Origin of the sequence: Streptococcus chenjunshii (genome assembly GCF_003086355.1) — a bacterium.
In the GTDB taxonomy this organism is placed as follows: domain Bacteria; phylum Bacillota; class Bacilli; order Lactobacillales; family Streptococcaceae; genus Streptococcus; species Streptococcus chenjunshii.
The window spans coordinates 1,410,915-1,423,347 of the sequence record NZ_CP031733.1; the positions used below are offsets into that span (position 1 = coordinate 1,410,915).

Genomic DNA, 12,433 nt, shown 5'->3' on the forward strand with positions numbered 1-12,433 from the left:
TGATAATTACTTAGACTAATCCCATAATATCACGATTAGTAAAATACCTTTTAATTTTACATTAATAGGAAAAATTTAGCAATAAGGAAATCCTGAAAAATATAACATTGACTGTCTTCAGGTCAGAACCCCATATTTGACAGCCTTTATAATTCCCTTTATTTTTTCTTCTGCATCAGTCTTTATAGTTTAATCTACTGAATATTTACTCGTTTTTTAATTTTAATCACATATAATCTTAAAATAAAAAGCTGATACACAGCTTATTGTAAACTATAAATAGCGGATATTTCGAAAAATAAAAGAGTCTTTCAGCACTGCTGATTGATTTTTCAAATAACCGGGTCGCTATTCAAATCGGGAATAATCCGCGTCAAAAATTGCTTGGTCCGCTCTTCTTTAGGATGGAGAAAGAACTGATCAGGATGCCCCTCCTCAACAATTCGGCCGTCATCTAAAAAAAGGATGTGATTAGCTACATCACGCGCAAAGGACATCTCGTGGGTAACGACAATCATAGTAATCCCTTCTCTGGCCAGCTGTTTCATAACAGCTAAAACATCTCCAATCAATTCGGGATCAAGAGCCGAAGTAGGCTCATCAAATAGAATCACTTCCGGTTTTACAGCAATCGCCCGAGCAATACCGATACGCTGCTGCTGACCGCCTGAAAGCTGGCTGGGGTAGTAATCTCTATAATCCAGCAGCCCCACTTTTTCTAAAGCTTCTTCTGCAGTCTTCAGCGCTTCTTTTTTAGGAATTTGTCTGGCAATAACTAAGCCTTCCAAAACATTCTCCAGAGCTGTTTTATTTGCGAAAAGATTGTAATGCTGGAAAACAAAAGCTGTCTTCTTGCGAATACTGAGAATTTCCTTGCGGCTTAATTTAGCTAAATTATAGTCTTGTCCGGCTAAACTCAGCTGGCCGCTGTCAGCCTTTTCTAAATGGTTCAGACATCTTAAAAAAGTCGTTTTTCCTGAACCGCTGGGACCGAGAACAACAACGACATCACCTTGTTCGACCGTTAAGCTGATTTCACTAAGCACTTTTTTCTGCCCAAAAGTTTTGGACAATTTTTTCACTTCTAACATCAATCCCTCCCTAAACAGCACGGAACCGTTTTTCAAATATACGAAAAAGATACTGAATCAAACCGCAAATAATAAGATAGATAATAAAAATAACAAAATAAGATTCAAAATACTGATAGCCATAAGCTGCCTCTACTCTGGCAATTGCTGTGATATCTCTGACCGTCATGACAAAAACCAGTGAGGTTCCCTTAACCAAATTGATCACTAAATTGCTGAGATTAGGCAGTGCAAGCGGTAAAGCTTGAGGAAAAATAATCCTCAAATAAGCCTGTCTGTCTGTCAAACCAATAGCCTGTGCCGCCTCCAGCTGTCCTCTGTCAACAGCAAGAATACTTGAGCGTATAATTTCTGACAGGGAACCTGTTGCCATAATACTAAAGATAATAAAGGCATAGTAAATCGGATTCAGTTCAAAAATATTAATCCCAACTGATCGCAGCACCGTATTTAAAAGACTGGGAAAAAGGCTGTAAAAGAAAAGAATCAATAGTATAGGCGGCGTGGCCCGAATAAATGCTAAGTAAACCACAGAAAATGCCGTAATACCCTTTAACTTATAAATACGTCCCAAAGCTAAAAAGAGAGCCGGCAAAAAACTTAAGATAAGAGCCGCTGCCATAATTCCTAAAGTAACAGGAACTCCGGCAAGGGCTTTTATAAAAGTCTCATAAATATAACTAAAATTCATAGCCTGCTCCTATCTTTTATCAGTATCTAAATAGTGTTCCAAAAACTGACTGCCGCCCGATAGAAAAAGGGCTAAGCTCCAGTAAATCAGAGCTGCAGCAGTGTAAATCTCTAAAGAGTAATTGCCAAGACTGCGGCCCAGAAGCAAATTTGCAGTTCCCATTATATCAGCTAAGCCAATCGTATAGGCAAGAGCGGTATCCTTTAGTAAATTCAAAAGAGCTGTTGTGATATTAGGCAAAGCCAGCCGAAAAGCCTGAGGCAGTACAATCCGCCTAAAAGCTTGGAAATCTGTCAAACCGATACTCAGACCCGCTTCCAACTGACCTTTGGGAATACCTGTATATGCCGATTTAAACACTTGAGAAATATTGGCCGCAAACAACAGCGTCATAGCCAGAACGACAAAAACTCCCCGTGGCCAGCCATTGACATTGAAGCCCAGCCACCAATTCAAAAATTCTGGCAGTCCGTAGAAAACCATAAAAAGCAGGACAATAGGCGGGGTACAGCGTAAAATGAAGATATAACCTCTGGCTATGGCAGCAAACCCTTTATCCCCCGACAGCTCTGCCCAAGTAAGAATAAGCCCCAATAAACAGCCTCCTGCAACCGTTAAAAATACAATCCATAAGGTCAAAGGCAAGGCCCTTATTATTTGAGGAAGAAAATCTATAACATAAATAGGATTATAGGAAACCATGGTTTCTCCTTCTAATCAGTCACATAAGAAAAAACATCCTCGCCAAAATACTTCTGCGACAGTTTGCTTAGTGTCCCATCGTCTTGAAGCTCCTTTACAGCCTTATCATAAGCTGCTGCAAATTCTTTATTTTTTTCGTTTTTATGAAGCAAAGGATAAGTTTCGATACCCTTATATGCAAACCAGCTCAGACGGTCAGCGTACTGGTGATAGGCGCCGTCTTCAGAAGTTACAGCTTCCTCAAAGGAAAGTTTGATATCAAAATAAGCATCATAGCGTCCCTCAAGAACCCAAGCGTAGGCGTCAGCTACCGTAAAACTTTCAGCTTCTGTCAGGCCGATTGGGTTTTTAGCCGTTTTATTATAGTCCTGAATCACATTATATTGAGCATTCTGCGGAGAAATAGGAACCAGTTTCCCTTTAGAATTCGCAAAAGAATCAATATCAGTAATTGTGTTTTCATCTTCCTTACGGATAGTAAAACCAATGACGCTGGCACCAATAGGTTCTTCAGGGATAATAAATTTTTCAGCACGTTCTGCGGTATACCAAGCTCCTTTAGTTCCAATATCATATTTGCCGGATTCAAGTCCAATCAGCAAATCTTCATCGCTGGTCGGAGTGTACTCAAACTGGTATTTATCCAGCTTTTCATCTACAGCCTTGAGTACAGCAACTTCAAAGCCATCGCTCTCGCCCTCATCGTTAACAAAGTCATAAGGGGCGTAACTCTGTGTATGAGCAACCTGAAGAGTGATCAGATCATCAGTGCTTCCTTGATTTTTATTTGCCTGCCCACTTAATTGGCGACCGATAAAGGTCACAAGCAGCACCGCCGCTATTACTCCAACAACAATAAACCATCTCTTCTTATTCATAACTATCTCCTCTAAATTAAGATACAAAGGCCGTCAAGAACGCAAAGAGAAAATAGGAGGCTGGATGACGAGCCGACGAGGCTCTAAGACAGTCTATCTTTTTCCCGCAGCGTTTAGGCCGTGTTCAGTTCATTAAGATACAAAGGCCGTGAGACCTGAAGCGCAGTATCCTTTTATTTTGCTGCTCCTGCAGCTTCTTTAACCCACCAAATACGTTTTGGATCAATATCAGCTGGAACAGTGCAGTCAGCGCCGATTATGGTAGCTTGACGGCCGGCTTGTTTCAAAAGTTCTCTTACTGCAGCCTGAACGGCTGCTTTATCACCGGTATAAAGCACTCCCTCTTTTGTATTGTTAAAACCTCCCAGCACTGTTTTACCGCCAAAGAGCTGACGGCCTTCTGATAGGCTGATACGTTCAGAAGCGACAGCCCAGTTAAAGACTTGAGCTGGGTAGTCTTGATAAAGGTTCAAATGGTTAGCTGCCCCTTCATATCCGCAAATATGTAAAATATTAATTCCTCCGGCCTGATTAGCTGCCTGTAAAACGCGATACTCGCTGGGCTTTATAATATTCAGATAATCGGTATCTGAGACTCTTGGATCTTGGATATTTTGAACACTGAGGTAAATACCGTCAGCTTGCGCGACCTCAATAACTTTTGTTGTTAATTTAGCTAAATCTTGAGCAATAATCTCAAGGACATATTTCAGCACAGCGGGCGCTTCTTTCAGGAAGTCAGCCAGCAGACTGTCTCCCTGAACCGCTTGACCTGCAAGATTCCATTTAAGATATGTAGCAGGAGCAAAAATATTATAGAGTGCTACAATATCTTCAGAAAAACCCGCTTTGATTTCCTGAATCAGTTGGATCTGCTGACTGAACCAAGGATGATCATCAGGGAGCGGCTCAATTTCTTTTAACCTTTCAAAGTCCGTCACCCCAGCTGTAAGAGCTTCATTGGGATAGCGAAAAAAACCATCGCTCATTAATTTAATAAAATCTGGTTCAATTTCTTTTAAAAATTGACGGTGGCCAGCTAAATTTTTTTGATAAATTTCAGGGTTGTTTAACCCTTCGGTCCACTCGGTTTCGCTGGTAAAATGGTGCCAAAAACCAACCGGAACCTGTTCGACCGGCTGTCCTTTGAAAGCCTTTAAAACCCACTCTTTTTTGCTTGTCATAACCTTTCTTCCTCATTTCCGTTAAACTTGCCACTATCTTACCACCTTTTCGGCTATCTTGTATAATCTTTATTTTTTATAGCTGTCTATAAAAAATACTTATGGATTAATAGTTTTTTTGTATCAGAAAAAAACTTATTTTTAGGTTATCGTTCTGTTATAATGGCTTTACAGTTTTTCCTTACGAGAAACAAGAGAGGAGGAATGTTATGAACTTTCAGCAATGCCGTTATGCTGAAGCTATCGCCAGAACTGGTTCTTTCAGTCAGGCGGCCAAAGAACTCTTTGTATCCCAGCCCAATCTTTCCAGTTCTATCAAAGATTTAGAAAATGAATTAGGCGTTCAGCTCTTTATACGTTCAAACACAGGAGCACGTTTGACTGAATCTGGGCATGACTTTCTTAAATATGCCAAACGTATCATCGGGGAACTAAACTTACTTGAAGATCGCTATCACAGTCAATACAAAAAAAGCTTCACTGTCGTTTCGCATCACTACGATTTTCTCTCTCTACCTTTGGCCCATATTTCACAGCAGTTTGCAGCAAACTATCAGGAATTTCAGCTTATTGAAACCAGCAGCAAGAAAATCTTGGAGAATGTGGCTGATTTCGCTGCTGATTTAGGCCTTATTTTTCTCGATGATGACAACAGACACATTCTGGAACACGCTTTTTTGCACCAGAATTTAGAGTTCACAGCTTTGGGAGACTTTCCAACCCGTATTTTTTTACGGAAAGGCCACCCCTTAGCCCACCTCCCAGTGATTTCCAAAGAAGAACTGGAGGATTACCCGCAAATCCGTTTCCATCAAGATCAGACGGGTCTCAATTTTGATGAAGACGCTCTTGCCGCTCACCATAAACAAAATATTATCTACAGCAATGACCGCGGTACTATTATGAACCTGCTCTGTGCCTCCGATGCTTATGCATCCGGACTGGGTATTGTCAACAGTTTTATCAAAGAACAGATTGTTCTCATTCCTCTAAAAGACAGTCCCCGCCATACATTAGGCTATATCGTTAATAAAAACAAAAAAATATCCGATATCAGTTTAGCCTTTATCAATGAAATCAAAAAAAGTCTGTCAGAAAAAATGAGAAATACATAAAACAGTACAAAGCTTGTTGTTGGGCCTGACAAAAAAAGCGAATACGGTCTATGCAGTTTCACAAACAGGGCTGACTTAAAACACTAAGCACCCGTGGATGTCTGAAAACTTTGTCGCTTGGGCACTGTCCTGCTCCCTAATCGTTCCATCAGGCAGGGGCCTCTCTTTGTTGGCCTTTGTATCTCGCTGCTATAAAAAATGAGAGATGATTTCGATTTTCTGTCCCGCCTCCGCACAGTTGAGTAGAAAGTTCTTATCCCTTGCGCAGCAAAGGATAAGTTCTTCCAATCAACCACTGCGCCAAACTCACATGTTTAAAAGTAAAACGAGGCAGAACTTTTTGTCCTTGCCTCGTTTTTTAGCGAAATTCAACAACATAATTTCTTCCCAGACGGGTTTTGAACACACACGCTTAAACCCATGCCCTATAAAGTTACTGTAAAAGTGATGGTGTCCGTCTTATAGCTGACAGAGATAGTGCCATGAAATAGTTTTACCAGGCTTTCCGCCATGGACAAACCGATGCCGTAACCAGATTTTTGATTATTATGAGATTCATCTTCACGGTAAAAGCGTTCAAAAAATTTACTATAGTCTGTATTTTTACCATCAGCATATGTATTAGATATTTCAAGGCGGCCCTTAGCTAAGCGGTTGCCTTTCCTTAGTTTGACCGAAACTGTGCCAGCTTCATCGCAGTATTTATTTGCATTGTCTACTAAAAGAGTGACCAACTCAAACAGTGATTTCTCTTCGGCTTTAACAATAATATCAGGCTGAATATCTAATGTGAACTTTTTACCATCTTTCGTGATTAACCCCTTAAAATCACTGGCAGCTGCCTCAGCTACAGCAGAAAAATTCACATCTGTAAAGACAACTTCTCCTTGCTCTTCCAATCGGGCCTGACTGATCAGGCCATTGAGCAAGCCGGTTAAACGCTGAATCTGTTCAGCAGTGTTCTGTGTCCATTCAGATTTCCCATGCATCAGCTCGACAAACTCATTATTAGCTGCAATCACAGCTAAGGGAGTTTTTAATTCATGGCTGGCATTAGTGATGAAACGACGCTGTTTTTCATAATTTTCTACAAAAGGTCGGATAGCTCTTCCGGAAAATACCGTAATAACAATAACAAAGAAAAGAAAGCTGGCTGTTCCCATCCAAACAGAGAGCCGAATCAGCATCTTGTTATCATTAAACTGATTGGTCGAATCGAGCACAACCAATAAGTGACGATTGTTTTCCTGTTTTGTTACCATGTACGAGTAGACATGCCCTTGGTATTCAAAATCGCCTTGATTGTCATCTGATTGACTGATAGAAACGGCATAATTCTCCACTTGTGTATCACTTAAATCAGATATATTAGCCGTATTGATAGAAAGCAAGTCATTATCACTAATGACAGCACTAAAATAGCGGTATTGGGAGATAGTATCAAGGGAAACTCCATCTTCACCTAACTTTTCCGCTGTCTGCGAAACATTAGGAAAAGAGCCGTCATTATCAGATAAAACCCGCAGCACCTTATTTATTTGATTTTTTGTCTGAAAATATCTGGCGGAATTAAGAACGGTCACGATCGAAAAAATGACAAATAAGACAACCAATGATGCGATCCCAATAAAGCGAAAGCGCAGTTTGCGAAACATCTTCAATCACCTACATTTCTACTAATTCAAAAAAACCATCCTGATGTTCTATAATAGTAAGATCGGATCCAACAGACTTCAGCTTCTGCCGAAGATAAGAAGTATAAATATAGACATAGCCGCTGTCGGCACCAGAGCCTTCCTCTTTAGCCCAAACATGGCTGAATAGCTGCTGAGTTGAAAGACGCTTTCCTGCATTAAGCATAAAAAAGGCCAGCATTTTTGTCTCTTTTCCAGCCAGTCGAATTGTATTTTTGCTGCTTAATTCATGCTCTTCTACATTTAATGCCGTATGGCCTAAGCTTACAACACCCAAATCTGTATCTACCCTGCGTCCTAATGAACGTACACGAGCCAGCAGTTCTTTTAATGAAAAAGGTTTGGTCAGATAGTCATCTGCTCCGGCATCCAGTCCGTTAACTCGGTCATCAACTTCAGACATAGCCGTCAGCATAATAATATAAGCGCGATTGCCTGACTGTCTGATTTCTCTAACGGCTTCAATACCTGTTTTTACCGGCATCATAATATCTAATACCATAACATCATAGGCATTTTTTGCCGCTTGATCAACAGCTTCTTGTCCGTCAGCAACAGCGTCAACAGTATATCCTTCACGGTCAAGAGCAGCTGTTAAAACACGAGCAATCTGAGGCTCATCCTCTGCTACTAAAATTTTCATATTAGGCCTTTCTATTTACCATATTTTCTAGGACAGCACTGCTGATGATACTATGCCCTCCGTCTAAATCATAAAGATGAGAAACACAGTGAGCAGAAATCCGGTTTTTGCTTGCCGATCATTGACATTCAGCACAGCAGTTCTTACCATATATCTTTCCAGAAAGCTTCCAAAACAGCTAATTCTGATTTTCCTGAATAAGGTCACGAATGGTCTGCATGGTTAAATCGCAGGAAGCCAGCTCGTCAGCACAGCGTTTCAGTTCTCTGACAATGCGTTCAGGATCTTTTATATGGCGCTTATATTTCATCTGATGCTCTAAGCTGGCCCAAGAATCCATTGCCAACGTTCGAATCTGAGTTTCAATAAAATAAGCACCAGGCTGATTGCCCAAACAGTCTTCATAAGGAGTCTCTACTTCAGCGATCAAGTGATAAGAACGGTAGCCATTAGGCTTGGCATTCTGAATATAATCTTTTTCCGTAATAATCTGACAGCTCTTTAAATCGCGGATAATTGCTGCTAACTTATAAATATCATCAACAAAACCGCAGACAAAGCGCAGGCCAATGCTGTCATGAATCGTTTTTAAAGCCTCTTTTGCTGTCGCAGGAAGCTGCTTTCGGAGACACTTTTCTTCCATACTTGCCGGAGATTTGACCCGAGCCGTAAAATGTTCAAACAGTTTGTGGCCTGTTTGTTGTTCTATCTCCTTATTTTTGTCCTCAAGCTGCTGGCTGAATTCTTTTAAAATAAGCGGCAGATAAGCCTCGTATTTGCCGTATATTGAAGGTTCCATAAGCGTTCCTTTACGATTGATTTTCAACTATTATATTATATCATAGCAAAAATTCTTTAAAGAAACTAAAAGCAGCCGGCCTAATGAGGAGCCGGCTGACTGACTTTATTATTTTGCAAAAGTTCTTCTATCAGATATAAAACAAGATTAACCAATAAGCTTAAAGCTACGGTCAAGAGAATTCCCCAGAGCAACTTGGGGAAACTTCTGGTGCGCAAACCATCAAATAAGACAGCTCCCAAACCGCCGGCATTGATAGTTGCAGCAATCGTTGTCATCGCGATAATTGATGTAGCAGCCAGCCGAATTCCAGCAAAGATAGAGGCCTTGGCCAAAGGCAGCTGAATATGATATAAAATCTGCCAGTCGGTCATTCCCATGCCGACAGCCGCTTCAATCACACTGTCATCAACTGAAAGCAAACCTGCTAAGAAAGTCCTTACTAGGGTATACTGGGCATAGAGTACTAAAACAACGATGGCTGTGGTTCTCCCTAAACCAGTCCAAGGAATCAGCAGCGCAAATAAGGCGAAACTGGGAACAGCATAAAGGAGTGACAGTGCATAAACTGAAAAATGCCGCCACTGGGGATAAAATCTCAGCAAAACCGTTACAAACACCGCTAAAAGAAGGGCAAAAAACAGGGATGATCCGCTTATTTCAATATGTTCAAGCAGCCTTGATGTTAAAATATCCGAAGAGGTTTGAAAATAATCAATCATGATTTCCCTCCCACATTCTTCCCTGTTGCTTCGCAGTTGCAATCAGTTTTTCTACAAATTCTGTCTGAGGCTGCCGAATAATTTTCTCCGGCTGATCAAATTGGCAAATCTTCCCTTCATCCATAATAACAACACGTGTCCCTAATTTAAAGGCCTCATAAATATCGTGGGTAATAAAAATAAAGGTTTTATCCCCCAGTTTTTTATAAATCCGCAGCAATTCATCCTGTAAATCGTTGCGAGTAATCGCATCAATAGCGCCAAACGGCTCGTCAAAAAGCATCAGATTGGGATCGGCCGCCAAAGCTCTGGCTACACCGACACGCTGCTGCTGACCGCCGGACAGTTCATTAGGGTAGCGCTGACCGTATTCATTGTAGGGCAGCTGGACCAAGTCCAAGTGCGATCGCACAGCTTGGTCCACTCTGTCCTTATCCCATCCTAATAGTTTAGGAACGGTTGCAATATTATCAAATACTGTCATATGCGGGAACAAGCCTATTTGCTGCACAACATAACCGATAGACCGGCGCAGAGCGACTGCATCCAAGGCAGAGAGTTCTCTATCATTGAAGAAAATTTTGCCGCTGCTTGGTTCAATCAGACGGTTAATCATTTTCAGCGTTGTTGTTTTACCAGAACCGGAAGTCCCCAGAATCGTAATGAACTCTCCTTCTTGGATAGCTAAATCAATACAGTCAACTGCCGCCTTGCCATTATAAATTTTACTGACTTGTTTAAACTCAATAATTGTTTTTTCTGTCATACTGCCCCTTTTACTTCAGACTCTCATAATATTCTTTTGCCACATCTGTGTATTCCTGACCTTCTACATCAACCTTAGCATTGAGCTCAGTTACTGTTTCAGTATCAAGTGTTGCCGATATCTTATTTAAAATCTCTTCAATCTCCGAGTCTGCCTCAAGAATATTATCACGCACAACCGGAGCCAGATTATAAGGCGGCCAGAATTGTTTATCGTCCTCTAAAAGCGTAAATTCATCAGTGTTGACCAGCTGTCCTTCCGTTGTATAAGCCGGCGTCACATCTGCTTCATCATTTTCCAAGATGGAATATTTAAGACTGTTATCATAAACATTTGAGGACTTCCAATCAAAAGTCCCGTAAGTCTTCTCAAGACCCGGAATACCGTCATCGCGCTGATCAAACTCTCCTTGAGAGGCAAAGCGCAATTCTGATGCATGCTTCTGCAGATCAGAAATCGTTGTAATACCGAGTTCCTTAGCTGTCTCCGTTCTAATAACAAGACCCTGACTGTCATTGGCCTGAGCATACTCCAGCCAGGTCAGTTCAAATTGTTCTGCATACTCTTTTTTTACTGTCTCATAGACCTTTTGCGGGTCTGTTTCCATCTCTTCGCCTAAAATTGTAAGCAGGCCTGTTCCAGTATATTCTGGATATAAATCAATTTCATCATTGACTAAGGAATCATGAATCAATGAGCTGGAAATATTAGCCACTCGTTCAACTTCATAGCCTTCATCTTCCAAGGCAAGAGCATAAATCTCTGCAACAACCAGATTTTCTGTAAAGTCTTTTGAACCGACACGAATCTTTTCTCCTGAAACAGAGCGATTTCTGTTTGCTGTAAATAAGAAAATACCGACTGCAAGCACAATGCCTGCCAATAAAATCCCTAAAATAAGTTTTCTATTTTTCATAATGTTCCACTCCTCTAATGGATAAATCAAAAATAAGCATACTGATAAAAGACAGCACAGCTACCGATCCGCCGCCGATGATCAGCAAATCAAAGCGATAAAGGCCGAGACCTGTAAAAATAAGCGTCCCCAGTCCGCCGGCACCGATATAAGTCGCTAAAGTCGCACTGGCAATAATTTCAACTAAGGCTAGCTTGATGCCATTTAAAATGTAGGGAAGAGCCAAAGGAAAACTGACTTTTCTAAGAAGCTGTCTGTCTGTCATTCCAAGCCCTGTCCCTGTCTCACGTAAAATATCAGGCACTTCTGAAAAACCGACAATAGTGTTGAGCAAAACCGGAGGAATGCCTAAAATAATCAAAGCAATGACAGCCGGAAGTCTCCCAACCCCAATAAAAGGGATTAAAATAAAGAGGATTCCTAAACTGGGAATGACGCGCAGCCCCTGTGTCAAAGCAGTCGCAAACTGTTTCATTAAAGCATTGCGGTAGCCAAAATACCCTAAAGGAACGGCTATCAGTACGACCAGCAATAAAGCGAATAAGCTTAAGCTTAAATGTTCCCATACATAGTTAAAATAGGTGCCGCTGTTTTGAGCAAAATAATCTTGAATATCGTTAATCATTTTTAATTACCTGATGCGCCTCCAATAAAGTCTTTAAGTGCTGTGAAAAAACCTGCGTTGTTCTCAGCAGCTCCTCCTGCTCTTTAGCAGACAGATTTTCCATCGCTTTAGCTTCATAATATTCCAAGGGGTCCAGCAACTGTGCTGTGTTACTCAGTCCTTTTTCAGTCAGCCTGACTAATTTTTTGCGTTTATCCACCTTGCTGGGCTCCAGATAAAGCCAACCTTTTTTGACATAATTCTTGACAATAGCCTGGACAACCTGTTTACTGGAAAAGGTTTTTTTAGCTATCCTTTCCTGACTCAGCCCCTCTTGATTATGGTAAATCCACATAAAAACCAGCAGGCTTTTGCTATTCATTCCATGTTTACGGGCGTAGTCCTCAAAAAGCGAAAATTGTTCATCACGCAGACGGGCATACTGCTGTGCTTTTGAATAAGCCGGCATCATTATCCTCACTTTCTCTATCTTTTTTTAGTATAAACCAGCCGCTGCAAATAGTCAAATTATTTTACTTTAAAGAATTAAAAAATCTCTGGACATACTCTCATCTATCATGACATCAAAAGATTACAATAATATTAGCAGGTGTTTAGCATTATATAG

At 40.9% G+C, this 12,433-nt stretch carries 14 protein-coding genes; 1 reads left to right on the plus strand and 13 read right to left on the minus strand.

Annotated features, from left to right (window positions below):
* Window positions 1-332: 332 nt before the first annotated feature.
* From DDV21_RS06830 to DDV21_RS06850, 5 genes are all read right to left on the minus strand, one after another.
* Window positions 333-1,091, minus strand: a complete 759-nt coding sequence (locus DDV21_RS06830) for an amino acid ABC transporter ATP-binding protein (RefSeq protein WP_116877651.1) — start codon at window positions 1,089-1,091, stop codon at window positions 333-335.
* A 10-nt stretch (window positions 1,092-1,101) separates the two neighbouring features.
* Window positions 1,102-1,782 (minus strand): amino acid ABC transporter permease, encoded by a 681-nt coding sequence (locus tag DDV21_RS06835; RefSeq protein ID WP_116877652.1) that lies wholly within the window; start codon window positions 1,780-1,782, stop codon window positions 1,102-1,104.
* Window positions 1,783-1,791: 9 nt separating this feature from the next.
* Window positions 1,792-2,484, minus strand: a complete 693-nt coding sequence (locus DDV21_RS06840) for an amino acid ABC transporter permease (RefSeq protein WP_116877653.1) — start codon at window positions 2,482-2,484, stop codon at window positions 1,792-1,794.
* Between the two features lie 11 nt (window positions 2,485-2,495).
* On the minus strand, window positions 2,496-3,362 hold the full coding sequence (locus DDV21_RS06845; protein WP_116877654.1) for a transporter substrate-binding domain-containing protein: 867 nt from the start codon (window positions 3,360-3,362) through the stop codon (window positions 2,496-2,498).
* A gap of 173 nt (window positions 3,363-3,535) precedes the next feature.
* Window positions 3,536-4,546 carry a uroporphyrinogen decarboxylase family protein gene (locus DDV21_RS06850; protein WP_116877655.1) on the minus strand — a complete coding sequence of 337 codons (1,011 nt, stop codon included), beginning with the start codon at window positions 4,544-4,546 and terminating at the stop codon, window positions 3,536-3,538.
* 209 nt (window positions 4,547-4,755) lie between these two features.
* Here DDV21_RS06850 and DDV21_RS06855 point away from each other — a divergent pair, with 209 nt between their 5' ends.
* The gene (locus DDV21_RS06855; RefSeq protein WP_116877656.1) at window positions 4,756-5,661 is read left to right on the plus strand and encodes a LysR family transcriptional regulator; all 906 of its coding nucleotides are present in this window, start codon (window positions 4,756-4,758) and stop codon (window positions 5,659-5,661) included.
* A 425-nt stretch (window positions 5,662-6,086) separates the two neighbouring features.
* Here DDV21_RS06855 and DDV21_RS06860 read toward each other — a convergent pair whose 3' ends face one another.
* The 8 genes from DDV21_RS06860 to DDV21_RS06895 form a co-directional block, all read right to left on the minus strand.
* Window positions 6,087-7,316 (minus strand): sensor histidine kinase, encoded by a 1,230-nt coding sequence (locus DDV21_RS06860; RefSeq protein ID WP_116877657.1) that lies wholly within the window; start codon window positions 7,314-7,316, stop codon window positions 6,087-6,089.
* Window positions 7,317-7,326: 10 nt separating this feature from the next.
* A complete protein-coding gene (locus tag DDV21_RS06865; RefSeq protein ID WP_116877658.1) occupies window positions 7,327-7,998 on the minus strand; it encodes a response regulator transcription factor in 672 nt (223 codons plus the stop codon).
* A 178-nt stretch (window positions 7,999-8,176) separates the two neighbouring features.
* Window positions 8,177-8,797 (minus strand): GTP pyrophosphokinase, encoded by a 621-nt coding sequence (locus DDV21_RS06870; RefSeq protein ID WP_116877659.1) that lies wholly within the window; start codon window positions 8,795-8,797, stop codon window positions 8,177-8,179.
* A gap of 80 nt (window positions 8,798-8,877) precedes the next feature.
* A complete protein-coding gene (locus tag DDV21_RS06875) occupies window positions 8,878-9,519 on the minus strand; it encodes an ABC transporter permease (RefSeq protein ID WP_116877660.1) in 642 nt (213 codons plus the stop codon).
* Window positions 9,512-10,285 carry an ABC transporter ATP-binding protein gene (locus DDV21_RS06880; protein ID WP_116877661.1) on the minus strand — a complete coding sequence of 258 codons (774 nt, stop codon included), beginning with the start codon at window positions 10,283-10,285 and terminating at the stop codon, window positions 9,512-9,514. The genes DDV21_RS06875 and DDV21_RS06880 overlap by 8 nt, the downstream gene beginning before the upstream one ends.
* A 10-nt stretch (window positions 10,286-10,295) precedes the next feature.
* The gene (locus DDV21_RS06885) at window positions 10,296-11,201 is read right to left on the minus strand and encodes a glycine betaine ABC transporter substrate-binding protein (RefSeq protein WP_116877662.1); all 906 of its coding nucleotides are present in this window, start codon (window positions 11,199-11,201) and stop codon (window positions 10,296-10,298) included.
* A complete protein-coding gene (locus DDV21_RS06890) occupies window positions 11,191-11,826 on the minus strand; it encodes an ABC transporter permease (RefSeq protein WP_116877663.1) in 636 nt (211 codons plus the stop codon). The genes DDV21_RS06885 and DDV21_RS06890 overlap by 11 nt, the downstream gene beginning before the upstream one ends.
* Entirely contained in the window at window positions 11,819-12,277 is a 459-nt protein-coding gene (locus tag DDV21_RS06895) for a MarR family winged helix-turn-helix transcriptional regulator (RefSeq protein ID WP_241964655.1), read from the minus strand. Before DDV21_RS06895 ends, DDV21_RS06890 begins: the two co-directional genes overlap by 8 nt.
* Between the last annotated feature and the right edge of the window lie 156 nt (window positions 12,278-12,433).